This window comes from Mycobacterium sp. IDR2000157661 (assembly GCF_022317005.1).
Taxonomy (GTDB): Bacteria; Actinomycetota; Actinomycetes; order Mycobacteriales; family Mycobacteriaceae; genus Mycobacterium.
The window spans coordinates 1,449,301-1,467,521 of the sequence record NZ_CP081006.1 but is presented as its reverse complement, the minus strand read 5'-3'; the positions used below and the strand labels follow the sequence as shown (position 1 = coordinate 1,467,521).

At 68.1% G+C, this 18,221-nt stretch carries 13 protein-coding genes; 6 read left to right on the top strand and 7 right to left on the bottom strand.

Annotated features, from left to right (window positions below; translation table 11 throughout):
* Positions 1-2: 2 nt before the first annotated feature.
* From K3G64_RS08070 to K3G64_RS08060, 3 genes are read right to left on the bottom strand one after another with little or no spacing between them, the layout of a single operon-like run.
* Entirely contained in the window at positions 3-974 is a 972-nt protein-coding gene (locus tag K3G64_RS08070; protein WP_238890251.1) for a phosphotriesterase family protein, read from the bottom strand.
* Between the two features lie 10 nt (positions 975-984).
* The gene (locus tag K3G64_RS08065; protein ID WP_238950504.1) at positions 985-5,256 is read right to left on the bottom strand and encodes an alpha-(1->3)-arabinofuranosyltransferase; all 4,272 of its coding nucleotides are present in this window, start codon (positions 5,254-5,256) and stop codon (positions 985-987) included.
* A 19-nt stretch (positions 5,257-5,275) separates the two neighbouring features.
* A complete protein-coding gene (locus K3G64_RS08060; protein WP_238890250.1) occupies positions 5,276-5,449 on the bottom strand; it encodes a DUF2613 domain-containing protein in 174 nt (57 codons plus the stop codon).
* A gap of 117 nt (positions 5,450-5,566) precedes the next feature.
* Between K3G64_RS08060 and K3G64_RS08055 the strand changes: the two genes are divergently transcribed.
* From K3G64_RS08055 to K3G64_RS08045, 3 genes are all read left to right on the top strand, one after another.
* The gene (locus K3G64_RS08055) at positions 5,567-6,760 is read left to right on the top strand and encodes a glycoside hydrolase family 3 N-terminal domain-containing protein (protein ID WP_238890249.1); all 1,194 of its coding nucleotides are present in this window, start codon (positions 5,567-5,569) and stop codon (positions 6,758-6,760) included.
* An 87-nt stretch (positions 6,761-6,847) separates the two neighbouring features.
* Complete coding sequence (locus tag K3G64_RS08050) at positions 6,848-7,501, top strand: TetR/AcrR family transcriptional regulator (RefSeq protein WP_238890248.1); 654 nt, start codon at positions 6,848-6,850, stop codon at positions 7,499-7,501.
* A gap of 378 nt (positions 7,502-7,879) precedes the next feature.
* A complete protein-coding gene (locus tag K3G64_RS08045) occupies positions 7,880-8,800 on the top strand; it encodes a hypothetical protein (RefSeq protein WP_238890246.1) in 921 nt (306 codons plus the stop codon).
* A 191-nt stretch (positions 8,801-8,991) separates the two neighbouring features.
* Here K3G64_RS08045 and K3G64_RS08040 read toward each other — a convergent pair whose 3' ends face one another.
* Together K3G64_RS08040 and K3G64_RS08035 are read right to left on the bottom strand one after the other, a co-directional pair.
* Positions 8,992-9,837 carry a MaoC/PaaZ C-terminal domain-containing protein gene (locus K3G64_RS08040; RefSeq protein WP_238890244.1) on the bottom strand — a complete coding sequence of 282 codons (846 nt, stop codon included), beginning with the start codon at positions 9,835-9,837 and terminating at the stop codon, positions 8,992-8,994.
* Position 9,838: 1 nt separating this feature from the next.
* Positions 9,839-11,191 carry a 3-oxoacyl-ACP reductase gene (locus K3G64_RS08035; protein WP_238890242.1) on the bottom strand — a complete coding sequence of 451 codons (1,353 nt, stop codon included), beginning with the start codon at positions 11,189-11,191 and terminating at the stop codon, positions 9,839-9,841.
* A gap of 46 nt (positions 11,192-11,237) precedes the next feature.
* On the opposite strand from K3G64_RS08035, the gene K3G64_RS08030 reads away from it, so the two are divergent.
* Positions 11,238-12,536: an acetyl-CoA C-acetyltransferase gene (locus tag K3G64_RS08030; RefSeq protein ID WP_238890240.1), complete on the top strand. Its 1,299-nt coding sequence runs from the start codon at positions 11,238-11,240 to the stop codon at positions 12,534-12,536.
* Between the two features lie 130 nt (positions 12,537-12,666).
* Here the strand turns inward: K3G64_RS08030 and K3G64_RS08025 are convergent, their stop codons facing one another.
* The gene (locus K3G64_RS08025) at positions 12,667-13,785 is read right to left on the bottom strand and encodes a TDT family transporter (protein ID WP_238950502.1); all 1,119 of its coding nucleotides are present in this window, start codon (positions 13,783-13,785) and stop codon (positions 12,667-12,669) included.
* A gap of 88 nt (positions 13,786-13,873) precedes the next feature.
* Between K3G64_RS08025 and K3G64_RS08020 the strand changes: the two genes are divergently transcribed.
* The gene (locus tag K3G64_RS08020; RefSeq protein WP_238890238.1) at positions 13,874-14,800 is read left to right on the top strand and encodes a TIGR03564 family F420-dependent LLM class oxidoreductase; all 927 of its coding nucleotides are present in this window, start codon (positions 13,874-13,876) and stop codon (positions 14,798-14,800) included.
* Between the two features lie 237 nt (positions 14,801-15,037).
* On the opposite strand, the gene K3G64_RS08015 is transcribed toward K3G64_RS08020, so the two are convergent.
* Positions 15,038-16,903, bottom strand: coding sequence for an acyl-CoA dehydrogenase (locus K3G64_RS08015; RefSeq protein ID WP_238890236.1), 1,866 nt, complete (start codon positions 16,901-16,903; stop codon positions 15,038-15,040).
* A 234-nt stretch (positions 16,904-17,137) separates the two neighbouring features.
* On the opposite strand from K3G64_RS08015, the gene K3G64_RS08010 reads away from it, so the two are divergent.
* Positions 17,138-18,220, top strand: coding sequence for an NAD(P)H-dependent amine dehydrogenase family protein (locus tag K3G64_RS08010; RefSeq protein WP_238890234.1), 1,083 nt, complete (start codon positions 17,138-17,140; stop codon positions 18,218-18,220).
* Position 18,221 lies beyond the last annotated feature (1 nt).

Genomic DNA, 18,221 nt, shown 5'->3' with positions numbered 1-18,221 from the left:
CGTCAGTAACCACCCTGGTTCTCGAAGATCCTGCGCGGGTTGTCGACAAGCATGGTCGTTATCTGCTCGTCGGTGACACCGCGCTGTTTGAGCGCCGGGATGACGTCATTGTGGATGTGCAGGTAATGCCAGTTCGGCATCGTCACCGGCACAAGGGCTTCGGGCAGCCAGTCGATGAAGCAGGACGCGTCGTGCGACAACACCATCTTGCCGGCGTGGCCACGCTCGCACATCTTCGCCACGGTGCTCACCCGGTCCTCGAACGACAGGAACACGTCCACTCCGAACCGGTCCATCCCGATGTAGGACCCGTTGGCGATCAGCGCTTCGAGGTAGTCGAGGTCGGTGGTGTCGCCGGAGTGCCCGATGACCACGCGCGACAGGTCGACCCCCTCCTCGCCGAAGATGCGCTGCTGCTCGAGGCCGCGCTCGGTCGCGGCGTGGGTGTGGGTGGAGATGGGCACACCGGTCTGCCGGTGCGCCTGGGCCACCGCCCGCAGCACGCGTTCGACGCCCGGGGTGACGCCGGGTTCGTCGGTGGCGCACTTGAGGATCGCCGCCTTGACGGGCGTTCCGGCGATGCCCTGCTCGATGTCGCGGACGAACATGTCGACCATCGGCTCGCCGAGTGGGGTGTCGGGCCCGCTGAAGTGGAAGAACATCGGCACATCGTTGTATGTGTAGACGCCGGTGGCCACGACGATGTTGATGTCGGTCTGTTCGGCGATGCGCGCGATCCGCGGGATGTAGCGGCCCATCCCGATCACGGTGAGGTCGACGATGCTGTCGACGCCGCGCGACTTGAGCTCGTTGAGCCGCCCGATCGCGTCGGCCTCCCGCTGCGCCTCGTCACCCCAGATCTCCGGGTAGTTGGCGCTGATGTCGGGCGACTGGACGAAGACGTGCTCGTGCATGAGCGTGACGCCGAGCGTGGAGGTGTCGATGCTTCCGCGGGCGGTGTTCATCTGCGGCACGCGGCCGATGCTAGAGGGCGTCGGGTCGACCGCGCGCTCGTATCGGAGGAATCACCGATGCGGCGACCGCGGCCACCGAGACCAGTGCCAACAACTGCACACCCCAGGAGTGACCGACGTAGCCGTCGACCGACCGCCAGGGCCCCTGGCTGAGCAATGCACCGGCCGCGATCAGACCACCGGCCGCTGCGCCGACGGTGACCGCCTCGCAGCGCTTCTCGCGGTCGCGCAGCCAATAGCGCAGCGCCAGGGCCGCACCCATCACGACGGCGCCTACCACTCCGGAGATCACCGCGCCGACCGCGAGCACGGCAAGGCCTCCGGTCACCGGGCCCGGCCGCCACACGGCCGGGGGCTCGTCGGCGGGACGGCGCCTGCGCACCGGCAGGAGGGCGAGCAATCCGAGCAGTGGCAGCAGCGCCAACCCGCCGATCAGCCCGGCCCGGTAGGGCGTGTTCGACGGGAAGCTCAGCGTGACCGGACCCGGTGCGCCCGGCGGTATCACCCAGCCCTGCTGCCAGCCGTTCACGGTGACGGCACTCAGGGTTGTCCCGTCACCGGCACGGGCCACCCATCCGGGATTGATGCTCTCGGGTACAACGAGCACCCGCGAGACCGGCGACGGTCCCACCGCCACCTCCCGGTGGTCCGAGGACCACCGGTCGATCCGCGCGGGTTCGGTTCGCGCCGGGGAGATCTCGCGCGCCAGCGGTCCATTCAGCTGTGCGCCGTCGACGACGAAAGCGGCGCCAGGGCTGACCACCAGCTCCTGGTCTCCGGCGGGCAGGACGATCGGCGCCTCGCGGCACGGTCGCGCCGCGATGGGTTCGCCGTCGAGCAGGGCGCCGACCGTGGTCGACACCGAGGTCTGCACGAACTGACCCGCGATGCCGATGACCGGCCCGCGGCCGCACGGCAGCTCGACGGCGCGGACCCGATTGCGGGCGGCGTCGGCCGCTGCGATCGGCAGCCCCTCGGTGTCGAGGGCCGTCACCTCGGCCAGCCCCGGTGGCTTGAGCTGGTCGAAGCCGAGCGCCGTGCGGTCGATGACGTCGTCCCAGCTCAGGATCGACAGCGTGATGGTGTCGGTGACGCGCGGATCGAGCGGCAGCGTCTGCGATCCCACGTCACCGCCCAGCCGCCGCACCTGCGGACCGTCGCCGAGGTCGACGGCCACCAGTGTGGGATGTGCAGGCAGGGTCGACGCACTCGGCGCCACCCGCAGCGCCGCCACCTCGCTGGGGTGCGGCAGGGTCAAAGTCAACGTCGGCGGTGACTTGTGCTGGACGACCCGCTGCGGTGCGGTCCACGCCGTACCGGGGTCGCCGTCGGCCGCTGCGTAGGCCGAGCCGAGCACGTCCATCACGTCGGCGTCACCGACCGCGCGCGTCGCCTCGGGGGCGGCGATCAGGTCGGCCAGATTCGGCCCCTGCCTGGCCCGCACCCACACCGCCGGAGTCACCGCGAGCTGCTCGGGCACGGTCAGCGTACGGCTGAGGTTGACGGGCTCCTCGGGTGACAGCGCCATCGTCGCGGCGCACCTGACGCCGGTCGGGCTGGGGGCGCAGCCGGACCGGCCGAGCAGCTCGGAACCCAAGTCCCATTGCGCCACAGCCGAACCCGTCGGTGGGCCCGGAACCGCTACGGTGCGGCGCAGGGTGATCGGTGTGGCGAAGCCGTTGGCGTCGTACTGGGTGACGGCGATGTCGGTGAGGCCGAACTGCACACCGGCCGACCCGTCCTCGGTGGCGACCGCCGTGATCCGTACCCACGGCGACTCTCCGAACGGCAATGCGGCGGTCAGCGGCTTGCCCGGCTCGTCGAATCGCAATGTGCTGGTGCCGTTGACGGTGGCCACCTCGATGCGGCGGATCTGCGCGCCGACCGCGGTTGCGCCGGGTGTCACGGTGATGGTGGCGTTGGTGACCGGGCGGTCGAAGTCGACTTGAAGCCACTGACCGATCGCCGACTCCAGCGCGTTGGACACCCAACTCGTCGACGGGTCGGCGTCGATGGCGGCGGCCGGGCCGGTGGCCGGCGCGACGTGCGGTAGCGCGGTCGAGTCGGCGGCCGAACTCGACACCGAGACCCGTCCGCCCGTCCACTTGCCGTGGACGGGTTCCGCGCCGGGGGAGGGGTAGTCGATGACCCGGTTTTGGGTATGTCGCGGATCGCCGGGGGTGCGGATCGACGAGGAATGGTCGTCGACCCGGCCGTAGTCGGTTTCGCGCGCCAGCGGGGTGTCGGTGACGGTGACGACCGGGGTGGGCAGACCGGCCGTGCGGGCGTCCTGGGTGAGCAGCATGGGTCCAAATGCGGGCCGGCCGAGCAGGCGCCGCCGTTCGTCGAGACGCAGCAGAGCTTCGGGGGCGCCGTCGACGCGGGCCATGCTGTCGGTGTCGACCAGGTAGGGCGTCACCGGCAGGGAAGCTTCGGTTGCGTCGACGCGGTAGATCTCCACGGCCGGATAACGCGGCCGAAGTTCGCTGTCTGTGATGAAGCCGGCCAGCGTGCCGGGGCCGACCGGTTCGCCGAACTCGGCCACCTTCGCCAACCCCGGCGAGCCGTCGATGGCGCGATGCACCAGTACCGGCCGGGCCGATCGCGACGTCTCCGGGTCGAGGTCGTTGCGCAGTACCACATACGAGATACCTTGGCGGGCAAGCGTATCAGCGAGCCCAGCGGATGGTCTGCCTGCGGCGAAGAGCCGCTGAACGGAGTCCAGCGCGCGAATGGTCTGCGGTGGGGTCAGCGGAATCGAGTCGCGCACTCCCCACGGGCTCTGACCGAGGACCTGCAGCGGCTCGTCGCGGCTGTTACCCCACACCTGGGTGGCGAACGGGGCGCCCGGGGCCACGAGCACGCGGCCGCCCTCGGAATCCTGATTGCTCCTCGCGTCCGCGGTGTTGTGCTCGTCGAGCCAGTCGGCGGTCTCGTGCCAGTACTGCGGGATGGCGTCGAACGCGCCCGGCGGGGTGAGGCGTCCGGTCCACGCCAGGGAGGTGGCCGCGGTGATCGCGACCAACACGACCAGGCCCACCGCGACGCGCTTGTCCCGTTCGGGGTGCGCCAGCGCCGTCGTCCATTCCGGACGCGGCGCGCTGCCGGGCATCGGGATGCGGCCGAGTAGGTGCGCCAACCCGAGGGCCAGCGGCAGGCGCAGCAGGGGTTCGAGCTTGTGCAGATTGCGCAGCGGTGTGCCCGCCGCGTCGAGGAACTGCTGCACCTGGTGCGCGACAGGTGAACCCAGACCGCCCGAGTAGCCCGCGGCCAGCAGCGCGACCCCGATCAGCAGGATGGTGACGAGTCGCCCGCGGGCAGGCATCGAGCGCATCGCCAATCCCGCCAGTCCAGCGGCCGCCACCAGTGTCGTCGCGAGCACGGCCACCGATCCGGTCACCAGCGATGCGCCCGCGGTGGCGTTCGGCGCGACGAACGGTGTCCAGGCGTCGGTGCCGCGCAGCATCTCGGTCAGCGACATCCACTGCGTGGTAACGCCTGACGACTCGATGAAGTCGAGGAACGGCGGGCTGACCCGGCCCAGGAGCACCAGCGCGACCACCCACCACAGCACCGCCAGCGTGATGCACAGCGCCCACCACGCGACGAAGCGCCACCACAACCTGTTCGGCCGGTGGCAGAGCAGCCAGATCACCGCGGCCAGGCATCCGGTCAGGGTGGCGACCGCGTTGACCGCACCCATCAGGGCGATCGCCACGGCGGAGCGGGCCGCCAGCACCCGTATTCGGCCGGTGCTTATTCCCACCCCTCCGGTCCCGCCCGTGCCCCGCAGCGCGAGGATCACCGGGAGCAGCACCCACGGCGCCAGCATCATCGGCAACGTCTCGGAGGAGATTGCGCCCAACGTCGTCAACACCCGCGGTGACAGCGCGAACGCGACGGCGCCGAGTATTCGGGACGCCGGGCTGCCGATGCCCAGTGCCTCGGCGACGCGCAGTAGCCCCCAGAAGCCGACTACCAGCAGCAGCGCCCACCACAACCGCTGCGTCACCCACCCTGGGAGGCCGAGCACATCGCCGAGCAGGAAGAACGTGCCGTGCGGGAAGAGGTAGCCGTAGGCCTGGTTCTGCGCCTGTCCGAACGGCAGCTCGCTGTTCCACAGGTTGAACGCGCGCGCCAGGAACCGCAGCGGGTTGGCGGTCAGGTCGAGCTTGGTGTCGGGGGAGATCTGTCCGGGTGACTGGGCGAAAGTCAGGAGCAGTGCCGCCGCCGTTACCACCCACAGCCAGCGCCGCGACAGCGGTGCGGCGGCCGTTGGCAGCGACGAATCCAGGCCGGAGCTACGTTCGGTCGCCGTACTCGACCCTGTTGAGCACTGATGACGCCGGATCGCCCGCTTGCAGCGGAGGCCTGTTGTCCTGCTGCACCATCAACGTCACACCGAAGACCGCCGCCGCACCCAGCAGCAGGCCGACCACGATGCTGGCCGCGGCGGGTACCAGGAACCGATCCATGCGGCCAAAACTAGCACGGGGGCCGTCTGCGTCGATCGAGGCGGAATCGGTCGGTCCCGGACGCGCGCGGGGACACGGATGGAATGTGACCCCTCCTTGCCGTTAGTGTCGGAGCCCATGGCTGCCACCTTGTTCAGGACCAGGGCACTGTGCGCCCTCGCGGCGGTGTCCGGGTTGTTGCTGGCGTGCACACCGCCGGAGAGCGCCGCACCCGCGACGATGTCCTCGGCCCCGATCACCAAGGCCGCCACCGCGGTGCCGCAGGCCCCGGCGCCCGCAGCTCCGGTGGCCCCCGCCTGCGGCGATCCGCAGGCGATGCTTTCGGCGATGTCGACCCGCGACAAGCTCGCGCAGATGCTGATGGTCGGGGTGACCGGTGCTGCCGACGCCCGCGCCGTCGTCGATACCCACCACGTGGGCGGGATCATGATCGGCAGCTGGACCGACCTGTCGATGATGGGGGATCAGCTGCGCGACATCGCAGGCGCGGCCAACCCGCTGCCGCTGGCGGTCAGCGTCGACGAGGAGGGCGGCCGCGTTTCCCGGCTGGCATCGATCATCGGCTCGCAGCCGTCGCCCCGGGCGTTGGCGCAGTCCAGCACGCCTGAGCAGGTGTACGACATCGCGTTTCGGCGCGGCCAGGCCATGCGCGGGCTGGGCATCACCATCGACTTCGCACCGGTCGTCGACGTCACCGACGGGGCCAACGTCGACGGCGTCATCGGCGACCGGTCGTTCGGCTCCGACCCCACAACCGTCACCGACTATGCGGGCGCCTACGCCCGCGGCCTACGCGACGCAGGCGTGCTACCGGTGCTCAAGCACTTCCCCGGCCACGGGGCGGGCTCGGGTGACTCGCACACCGGCAGCGTCAGCACCCCGCCGCTCGCTCAGCTACAGGACACCGACCTGGTGCCGTACCGGACGCTGACCACGCAACAGCCCGTCGGGGTGATGGTCGGTCACATGCAGGTCCCCGGCCTGACCGGCAGCGATCCGGCGAGCCTGAGCCCGGCGGCGTATGCGCTGCTGCGGTCGGGTAACTACGGCGGCCCGCCGTTCAACGGCCCGATCTTCACCGACGACCTGTCCTCCATGCAGGCCATCTCCGATCGGTTCGGCGTGGCCGAGGCGGTGCTGCGGAGCCTGCAGGCCGGCGCCGACACCGCGCTGTGGGTGACCACCGGTGAGGTGCCGGCCGTGCTGGACCGGCTGGAGCAGGCGGTGGCAGCAGGCGAGTTGGCGATGTCCGGGGTGGACAACTCCGTGCTGCGGCTGGCGGCGATGAAGGGCCCCAACCCACGCTGCTAATCCCCGCCCACCACCCGCTGCTAGTTTCCCGCCCACCACCCGCTGCCAGTTCCCGCCTTCCCGTCACCCATTGCTTACCCTGGTGTGATGGCCGGAGGTACCAAGCGTCTGCCCCGCGCTGTGCGCGAACAGCAGATGCTCGACGCCGCGGTGCAGATCTTCTCGGTCAACGGCTACTACGAGACGTCGATGGACGCGATCGCGGCCCAGGCGCAGATCTCCAAGCCGATGCTGTATCTGTACTACGGCTCCAAGGAGGAGCTGTTCGCGGCGTGCCTGGACCGTGAACTGGCCCGGTTCATCGATGAGGTGCGTAGCCAGATCGACTTCCGCGCCAGTCCCAAGGACCTGCTGCGCACCGCCGTGCTGGCGTTCCTGAACTACATCGACGCCAACCGGGCGTCGTGGATGGTGCTCTACAACCAGGCGACCCATTCGCAGGCGTTCGCGCACACGGTGCGGGAGGGTCGCGAGCGGATCATCGACCTCGTCGGCAGGCTGTTGACGGTGGGGACGCGAAAACCCGAACCCGACACCGACTTCGACATGATGGCCGTCGCGCTGGTCGGCGCCGGGGAGGCGGTGGCGGCGCGGGTCAGCACCGGCGACGCCGACGTCGACGAGGCGGCCGAGCTGATGATCAACCTGTTCTGGCGCGGCCTGAAGGGTGCGCCCTCGGAAACCTCGTCCACGGCGTCGTCCGACCACCCCGTCGAGACTGCGGGCAGATCGCAGAACTAGGCGGCCGCGACTGCCGTCTGTGTGCAGTCTCGGGGGAACGTCTCACAAGCGTCACCGGCGATGACATCAACGCGTCACAGGTGCGCAACCGGTCCACGGTGGAGGTCACGTGGTGGTGGTGGGATCTTCGCGCAGGTCAACTCGCGGCCGGCGATTTCTCGGGCCACACCGGTCCCAGTGATCGCGATACGCAGTACACCCGGAGTTCCTCGCTCTGGTCGCCTCCGCGTATGCCAGGGGGAGCTACCCTGCCGTGCAAACGGAGTCCAGGCTTGATCAAGCGGTGACACCCTGATAAGCGGACTGTTCGCGCCGCCACGGTTTGATACGTCGTGGTTGACGTGTGATGGACGATTCACTAGATACGCTTGCTAGACGATGAAACGCACATACGTGGCTGCCGTGGTGACCGCTGTGCTCGGGGCTGCCCTCCTCATCTCCCTGATTAACTACATTCAGACGGAGGACCGTCCATCCAAATACGTCGATGACAGTAGCGCATTTTCATTCGGAATAAAAGACGCCGCCGCGTTCCAAGGTAAGACATTTGCACTGGCGCCTACTGTCGGTTTCTACGTACACAATGACATGACCTGGTCGATCATATTTCGAGTTGGAGTATTCGAAGAGCTTAACAACTTCAAAGCGAACGAGCCCGTTCCGAACTATCCAGAGCTGATCGCGATCTTACCCGCGGATTCATACAATTGTCGCCCCCTATACAGCCTCTACTGGGAACCTGACATAGCGGCGAACATGAACTGGTCCGTGGCCAGAGTGCAGAATTCGGAAGTCCCGAATATCTTGTACGCGCTAAGTGGAATCGCGTACCGAGACAACAATACTGGCAAAGAAGGCGTGATATGGGGAATCATTTGCGACTCCGCGAAACTTAACACAACGTCCGCTGGTATCGACTCCAAGAACTTCGAACTTCAATATGATCCAAAGATTGCCACCGAAGCGGGTTTCTATCCCGCTTTTGGTAGCTTACGCGCGACTATGAATCTATCTTTCAGCACTTACCCACGCGTCAAAGAAAAGGCGCGCGATGATGAGGTCGTCCCTGACTTCGATCACTTGGACCCGCCGCCCACCCGTATCGATAACTCCGAGGCTTACTGGACAACCAATAGCCAACAAGTTTTCTCAATTGGTGGAACGGTTCGCGCCTGGTGGATCGCCCTCTGGGCGCGCAACTCGGGGTTACTTGTGACGATCATAGGCCCCCTCTTCGTTGGCGCCATACTCACCCTTGCGTACCCGAGCCTGTTTGGGCGCGGTTCCGATAAAGGGTGAGGAGCACCCCGCGGGGTGTAAAGCCTGGTAATAGGATAATTACCGCCGACATTCCAACATACGATTGTCGAACCGAATCCCATTCGAGCATTGCCACGACGAAGAGCAGCGCGACATCGGCAATACCTGCGAGCCCCCGAAGCCGCGATGTGCGGTTGCAATTCACTCGAGGACGGCGAACCAACACCGCGCTACAGCGGATTGACCGTCCCCATCAGATGCGGCTCGCCCTTTTTCAGGTCGCGCAGCGTCAGTTCCCAGCCACCGTCCGAGCCGCGGTCGACGTACAGTCCCGCACTCGCGGGCAGCACCACCGGTTTGGCGAACTTCACCGAGTACTTCACCGCCTCCGGCAGCTGGCCTTCGACGTTCGCCAGAACCGCTGCGGCGCTGAACATCCCGTGCGCAATCACGGTCGGGAAGCCGAACAGCTTGGCCGCGATCGGGTTGGTGTGGATCGGGTTGTGATCCCCGCCGACCGACGCATACTTGCGGATCTGGCCGGCGGTGATGCGAAGCACCGCGTCGGGCGGGCCCAGTTTGGGCGGCTTCTGCGGTGGCGGCTTGGGCTCGTCGGACAGGCTGGTGCGCTGCTGGTGCAGGAATGTCGTCACCTGGTGCCACGCCTGGTCGTTGCCGACGTTGACATCGGTCACGATGTCGACAAGCAGACCCTTCCGGTGCTCGCGCAGGTTCTCTGCGTGCACCCGTACCGACAATGTGTCCGTCACCGCGATCGGGCGGTACTGGGTGATGTGGTTCTCGATGTGCACCGAGCCCATAGCGGCGAACGGGAAGTCGAACCCGGTCACCAACGACATCAGCGTTGGGAACGTCAGCGCGAACGGATAGGTCAGCGGTACCGTGTCGCCGAACCGCAGCCCCGTCACCGCCGCGTAGGCCGCCACGTTCTCGGGATCGATGGTCAGGTCCTCGACGGTCAGCGTGCGGTCGGGCAGCGAATCGCCGCGCGGCACAAACGGCAGCGCTCCTGCGGCGGCCCGCACCAGGTTCATCAGCCCGGAGGGTTGCGTCACGTCAGGCCCCCAGCCAGGCCTGGCCGCAGACCCGGACCGTGTTGCCGGTGACGGCGTTGGACGCCGGGCTGGCGAAGTAGGCGATGGTCTCGGCGACGTCGACCGGCTGACCGCCCTGATACAACGAGTTCAGCCGGCGCCCCACCTCCCGGGTCGCCACCGGGATCGCCTCGGTCATCTTCGTCTCGATGAAGCCCGGCGCCACGGCGTTGACGGTGATGCCCTTGTCGGCGTAGCCGGCCGACAGGCTGTCGGTGAGCCCGATCATTCCGGCCTTGGTCGCCGCGTAGTTGGTCTGGCCGCGGTTACCGGCGATGCCCGCCATCGACGACAGGCCGACGATGCGGCCGCCCTCGCCGATCGAGCCGTTGCCCACCAGGCCCTCGGCGAGGGCCAGCGGGGCGACCAGGTTCACCGCGACCACGGAGTCCCAGCGCGCCTCGTCCATGTTTGCGAGCAGCTTGTCGCGGGTGATGCCGGCATTGTTGACCAGGATGTCGGCGTGACCGTCGTAGTGCTGCCGCAGGTGCTCGGTGATCCGGTCGACGGCGTCGGGAGCGGTCACGTCCAGCGCCAGCGCGGTGCCGCCCACCTTGGTTGCGGTGATCCCGAGTGCCTCCTGGGACCCCTCGACGTCGACGCACACCACCTTGGCGCCGTCGCGGGCGAACACCTCGGCGATCGTCGCGCCGATGCCACGGGCGGCTCCGGTGACGATGGCGACCTTGCCCTCCAGCGGACGGTCCCAGTCGGCCGGCGGCGCGGAGTCGGCGGCGCCCACGTGGAACACCTGGCCGTCGACGTAGGCCGACCGGCCCGACAGCAGAAACCGCATGGTGGACTCCAGCCCAGTGGCTGCGGGCTTGGCGTCGGCCGACAGGTAGACCAGGTTGACCGTCGCGCCGCGGCGCATCTCCTTGCCGAGCGAGCGGGTGAACCCCTCGAGGGCGCGCTGCGCGATGCGCTCGTGTTCGCTGCCGGCCTCCTCGGGCGTGGTGCCGATGACGACGACACGTCCGGACGACCCGAGGTTGCGCAGCAGCGGGGTGAAGAACTCGTAGAGCCCCTTGAGGCCGGCGGGTTCGGTGATGCCGGTGGCGTCGTAGACCAGCCCGCCGAACGAGTCGGCCCAGCGGCCGCCGAGGTTGTTGGAGACCACCTCGTAGTCCTCGGCCAGCGCTGAGCGCAGCGGTTCGACGACGCGGCCCTCCCCGCCGATCAGCAGGGTGCCTGCCAGCGGCCGCTCGCCGGGCTTGTGCCGGCGCAGCGTCTCGGGCTGCGGGATGCCGAGCTGCTTGGCGAGGAATGATCCGGGAGTCGAGTGGACGATTTGCGAATACAGATCGGAAGCCATGGACCCTAACTTACTCCTGAGTAATAACCGTGAGTAGGATGGCCCCATGGCCAACACTTCAAACCGAAGGGTCGCCATTCTCGGCGGCAACCGGATCCCGTTCGCACGCTCCGACGGCGCCTACGCCCACGCTTCGAACCAGGATATGTTCACCGAGGCGCTCGGCGGGCTGGTCGAGCGTTTCAACCTGGCCGGCGAGACCCTCGGCGCGGTGATCGGCGGCGCCGTGCTCAAGCACAGCCGCGACTTCAACCTGATGCGCGAGTGTGTGCTCGGCAGCGCGCTGTCGTCGTACACCCCTGCCTTCGACATCCAGCAGGCCTGTGGCACCGGCCTGCAGGCCACGATCTCGGCGGCCGACGGCATCGCTGCGGGCCGCTACGAGGTGGCGGCCGCCGGCGGGGTCGACACCGCATCGGATGCGCCCATCGCGCTCGGCGACAACCTGCGCCGCACACTGTTGGGCCTGCGCCGGTCCAAGTCCAACGTCGACCGGCTCAAGCTCGTCGGCAGGCTGCCCGCCTCGGTCGGCATCCAGATCCCGGTCAACAGCGAACCGCGCACCGGGCTGTCGATGGGCGAACACGCGGCCATCACCGCCAAGGAGATGGGCATCAAGCGCACCGACCAGGACGAGTTGGCCGCCGCCAGCCACCGCAACATGAGCGCCGCATACGACCGCGGCTTCTTCGACGACCTGGTGACACCGTTCCTCGGGGTGTACCGCGACAACAACCTGCGCGCCGACTCGTCGGCCGAGAAGCTGGCCAAGCTCAAGCCGGTCTTCGGCGTGCGTAACGGCGACGCGACGATGACCGCGGGCAACTCCACGCCGCTGACGGACGGCGCGTCGGTGTCCCTGCTGGCCACCGACGAGTGGGCGGCCGCGCACGGCATCGAGCCGCTGGCGTACTGGGTCGACGGGGAGACCGCGGCGGTCGACTACGTCAACGGCAAGGACGGCTTGCTGATGGCGCCGACCTACGCGGTCCCGCGGCTGCTCGCGCGAAACGGGCTGGCGCTGCAGGACTTCGACTTCTACGAGATCCACGAGGCGTTCGCGTCGGTGGTGCTGGCGCACCTGCAGGCCTGGGAGTCCGAGGAGTACTGCAAGGAGCGGCTCGGTCTCGACTCTGCGCTCGGCTCGATCGACCGGTCGAAGCTCAACGTCAACGGGTCCTCGCTGGCCGCTGGCCATCCGTTCGCCGCGACCGGCGGGCGCATCGTCGCGCAGATGGCCAAGCAGCTGGCGGAGAAAAATAAGGAGACGGGCCAGCCGGTGCGGGGCCTGATCTCGATCTGCGCGGCGGGCGGGCAGGGCGTCGCCGCGATCCTGGAGGCCTGAGAAAGGCGTAGAAAAAGGTTCGCGGAGGTGTAACGCTCCCGGAAAGTCGGTCGATACACCGGGTAGCTCCGTATTGTCGTCTGACCCCCCGACCCGACGGCAATACGGGGCTCTTAACTTTTTCCGCACCTCAGCCGCCGGGTGGTGGGTCCTTCTTCGCCTTGACCGGCCCGGCCGGAGCCGGGGTGAACAGGCTGCCGCCGACGCTTCCGCGCGCGGTGCGGACCGCGACCAGCGTCCAGGTGCCGAGCAGCCCGACGTAGGCGATTGCCGCAGCCACCCGGAAGGCGGGCAGGTCCGTGTGGTTGGCCAGTTGCGTCGTGCCCGTCACGAACGTTCCCACCGGGAAGGTCAGGCTCCACCAGGTCAGCGCGAACGGCATGCCGCGCCGCATGGTGCGCACGGTCAGCTCGGTTGCCAGCACGATCCACAGCACGGCGAATCCCCACACGGGTACGCCGAACAGCACCGCGAAGAGGCTCATCGCCGAGGCCAGCTCCGGTTGCACCGCACCGGCGGCGTGCGCACCGAGCAGGCCGGCGGCGGTGATGCCCTGCCCCAGCGGTCCCAGCACGATCCACAGCGTGGGCACCCGAGCGGTGCCGGAGGTGCCGTAGAGGACCAGCCGGCTCCAGATCATCGTGATGATGATCAGCGCCGCAATGAGCGAAAGCCCGAACATCGCGTAGCAGCCGTACAGCATGGTGGCGCGCCCGGTTCCCGGCGCCATGTGCGGGATCAGCAATGCACCGGAGGCCGCCGACACCATCGGCGGCACGACGGGCATCAGCCAACCGCCGAAGGCCGCGTCCGGTTCCACGTTGAGCTGGGTGAACATCAAGAACGGGATGGTCGCCGCGGTGAACAACCCGCCGACCGTGCCAGCCGTCCACAGCACCCAGGCAAGGTCGACGGCGGTGCGCTCGCCGATGAGGTCCCTGCCGACCAGCAATGCTCCCGAGCCCACCGTCAGCAGTGCCATCGGCGCGGCGCCGTAGAAATGCGTCATCTGCGGGTTGCGGACGTGGCCGCGCGCCACCACCGGGTGGCGGATGCGCTGCGCGGTCACCGCGACGCCCAACACCACCAGCAGCACCGCGGCCAGGGTCCACACCACGCGCGAGAACACGTGCAGTCCCGGCACCTGCACCGGCAGGGTGGCGCCCGCTGTCGCGACGATGCCGGTGCCCATGACCGACGCGAACCAGTTGGGCCCGAAGTGCTGCAGGCGTGCCAGCTCGGTCGTCATCGGCGTCGACATGGACTTAGACATGGACTTCGACTCGGACTGCGACACGGACTCAGTATGTTCGCTTCGCCGTGCTTCGATGGAGCGCATGCAGATCAGCCTGAGCATCGTCGGACTCAACGCCGGAGACCCGTCGCCCGTCGACGCGCTGGTCGGCACCCTCGCCACACTGCGAGACGAGGGTTTCCGCAGGATCTGGATGGCCCAGCTGCCCTACGATGCGGACCTGCCGATCGCGCTCGGGATCGCCCTGCGCGATGTCGACGGCATCGATGTGGGCTCGGGTGTCATCCCGATACAGGTTCAGCACCCCATGCAGTTGGCTCAGCGTGCGCTCACCCTCAGCCTGATCGGCGGCGGCCGCTTCACCCTCGGTATCGGCATGAGCCATCGGATGGTCGTCGAAGGCGTCTGGGGCGTGTCCTGGGACAAGCCCGTCCGGCAGATGCGCGAGTATCTCGACGGCCTGCAGCCGCTGCTGGCCGGGCAGCCCGCCGACGCGTCGGGTGAATTCTGGACGACCAGGGGGGCCCTGCAGATTGCCGGCGCTCCGGAGCCAGAGGTCTACCTCGCCGCGCTCGGTCCGCAGATGCTCCGCCTGGCCGGGCGCCGGACCAGGGGAACGCTGACCTGGATGACGGGCCCCAAGACGCTGGCCGAGCATGTCGTCCCGACACTGCGTGGGGCCGCGGCCGAGGCCGGGCGCGCGGAAGGCGATGTGCGGGTGGCCGCTTCGCTGCCGGTCGCCGTGACCGACGACGTCGACGCAGCGCGCAAGCGCGCCGCCGAGCAGTTCGCGATCTACGGGACGCTGCCGTCGTATCGGGCGATGCTGGACCGCGAGGGATACGCCGGCCCGGAGGACGCGGCGATCATCGGCGACGAGCAAGCGGTGTCCGAGCGCCTCGACGAGTTGAGCGCCGCGGGGGTGGACGAGTTCACCGCCTCGGTGTTCGACGCCTCGTCGGAGGGGCGGGCACGCACACGCGCGCTGCTGCTGACGAAGCAGAGCTGACCGGTGCAACTCTCCACTGGTGTGATCTCCATCACGGGCGTAGCATCGATGCCACGACGGGTTCGGGAGTGGCTGATCCGAAGAGTCGGCGAGGGTTGGAAGCCGACCGCGCTGGTCTAATGAGACGCACCTCATTGCCCTCCCGAACCCGCCCTTATTTCGAGCGAGCAGCGAGCATCAAAAACGCCCCCGGGAAGAGACCGGGGGCGTTTTTGTCCGAGAGGCGGCAGAAGGCTCTTAGAAGGCCGCCTCGTCGAGTTCCATCACCTCGTTGTCGAGGTTGTCGATGACACTGCGGGTGCTGGTCAGCAGCGGCAGGAAGTTCTTCGCGAAGAACGACGCAACCGCGACCTTGCCCTCGTAGAAGGCCCTGTCGTCGCCGGCGGCACCGGGGCCGGATGTCGCCGGCGAGCCGGCTCCGGCGTCGAGCGCCTCGATGGCCACCGCGGCCTGCTGCTGCAGCAGCCAGCCGATGACCAGGTCACCGACGCTCATCAGGAAGCGCACCGAACCGAGGCCCACCTTGTAGAGCTCGGCCGGGTTCTCCTGCGCGGCCATCAGGTAGCCGGTCAGTGTGGCGGCCATGCCCTGGACGTCCTCCAGCGCGGTGGCCAGCAGAGCCCGCTCTGCCTTGAGCCGGCCGTTGCCGGACTCGTTGCGGACGAACTGCTCGATCTGGCCCGCCACATGCGCGAGCGCCTGGCCCTTGTCGCGGACGATCTTGCGGAAGAAGAAGTCCTGCGCCTGGATCGCGGTGGTGCCCTCGTACAGCGAGTCGATCTTGGCGTCACGGATGTACTGCTCGATCGGGTAGTCCTGCAGGAAGCCGGACCCACCGAAGGTCTGGAGCGACTCGGTCAGCTTGGCGTAGGCCTGCTCCGAGCCGACGCCCTTGACGATCGGCAGCAGCAGGTCGTTGACCTTGACCGACAGCTCGGCGTCGATACCGTGCACCGCCTCGGCGACCGCCTGGTCCTGGTAGGTCGAGGTGTAGAGGTACAGCGCGCGCAGACCCTCGGCGTAGGCCTTCTGGGTCATCAGCGAGCGGCGGACGTCCGGGTGGTGCGTGATGGTCACGCGCGGGGCGGTCTTGTCGGTCATCTGCGTCATGTCGGCACCCTGCACGCGTTCCTTGGCGTACTCGAGCGCGTTGAGGTAACCGGTCGACAGCGTGGCGATCGCCTTGGTGCCCACCATCATCCGGGCCTGCTCGATGACGTCGAACATCTGCGCGATGCCGTTGTGCACCTCGCCGACCAGCCAGCCCTTGGCGGGCACGCCGTGCTGGCCGAAGGTCAGCTCACAGGTCGCCGAGACCTTAAGGCCCATCTTGTGCTCGACGTTGGTGACGAACACGCCGTTGCGCTCGCCGGGCTCGCCGGTCTCGAAGTCGAAGAGGAACTTCGGCACGAAGAACAGGGAGAGCCCCTTGGTGCCCGGGCCTGCGCCCTCGGGACGCGCCAGCACGAGGTGGAAGATGTTCTCGAACAGGTCGTCGGAGTCGGCCGAGGTGATGAAGCGCTTCACCCCGTCGATGTGCCACGACCCGTCGTCCTGCTGGACGGCCTTGGTGCGGCCGGCGCCGACGTCCGAACCCGCATCGGGCTCGGTGAGCACCATGGTGGCGCCCCAACCGCGCTCGGCGGCGATGACGGCCCACTTCTTCTGCTCTTCGGTGGCCTGCTTGTAGAAGATGCTGGCGAAGCCGGGGCCGCCACCGTACATCCAGGTGGCCGGGTTGGCGCCGAGCAGGTGCTCGTGCAGAGCCCAGACCAACGCCTTGGGCATCGGCATACCGCCGAGTTCCTCCTCGATGCCGACACGGTCCCAGCCGCCGTCGGTCACTGCGCGGACGGACTTCTTGAACGACTCGGGAAGTGTCACCGAATGCGTCTTGGGATCGAAGACCGGCGGATTGCGGTCACCCTCGACGAACGAGTCGGCGACCGGTCCCTCGGCCAGGCGGGCCATCTCGGCCAGCATTTCCTTGGCGGTGTCGACATCCAGGTCGGCGTATGCGCCCGTACCCAGCGCCTTGTCCACGCCGAACACCTCGAAGAGGTTGAATACCTGGTCGCGGACGTTGCTCTTGTAGTGGCTCACGGTTCCTCCTCGGTGAGTCGGCCACTTTGGTTGGGTACTCGGATTAAGTTACCCACCAGTAACTGTCTTGAATAATACCCATCGGTAACTTCAACACAAACCGGCGCGCAGCGATTTCCGGTCGCTGCCTGACCACCCGGTTGGTCGGTGGTCTGAATCCGCTGTTGACAGGTGTCTGACCGGTGCCTTCACCGCGCTGTGAGAATCGTCACGCCCTGCGGATAGGGTGATGCGATGCTTCGTGTCGCGGTCTGGGGGACAGGGAACATGGGGGCCTGTGCCATCCGCTCGTCGGTGGCCTTTCCGGGCTTGCGGCTCTCGGGCGTCATCACGTCGTCGCCGGACAAAGAGGGGCTCGACGCCGCGTCGTTCGGCGGTCTCGACGAGCCGACGGGGGTCCGCTCCACCACCGATGTCGACGCGGCGCTGGCCGGCTGCGACGCCGTGGCCTACATGGCATCCGGCGACACCCGCCCGGAAGAGGCGGTCAACGACATCGTGCGGTGCCTGCGCGCCGGCAAGCACGTCGTCACCCCGTCGCTGTATTCGCTCTACGACCCGCGCTCGGCGCCGGCGGACTGGGTCGCCCGGCTGAGCAGCGCCGCTGCAGAGGGCGCGGCCACGCTGCTGGTCAGCGGCGTGGATCCCGGCTGGGGCAACGATGCGCTCGCGGTGATCGCCGCCGGCTTGTGCACCAGGATCAAGACGATCCACTGCCAGGAGATCTTCGACTACTCCACCTACGACCAGCCGCATTCGGTGCGGGTGCTGTGTGGTTTCGGGGGCTCGATGGACGAGACGCCCATGATGCTGCTGCCGTCCGTTCCGACGATGGTGTGGGGCGGCAACATCCGGCTGGTCGGGCGGGGCCTCGGAGTGGAGATCGACGAGATCACCGAAGACGTCGAGCGACGCCCGCTCACCGAGTCCGTCGACACCGTGATGGGCCGGTTCGAGAAGGGCACCCAGGGCGCGTTCTGGCTCAAGGTCATCGGCAAGTCAGGTGGACGCGAGCGCATCGTTATCGACCACATCACCCGGATCCAAGCGTCGTGCGCGCCGGACTGGCCCTATCCCGATGAGGGGGCCGGCGATCACCGAGTGATCGTCGACGGCGATCCTCAGCTGACGATCACGACGCGCGCCGACGTGCTGGGGGGGACCCGCGCCGACGGCGGCAACACCACGGCGGCCAACCGGTTGCTCGGCGCGCTCGACTGGCTCGTCCGGCAGAAGCCGGGCATCTACGACGGCCTAGACGTCCCACTGCAGACGGCGCTGGCGCCGGAGGTGCAGCGCACGCGCTGGGCCTACTGAC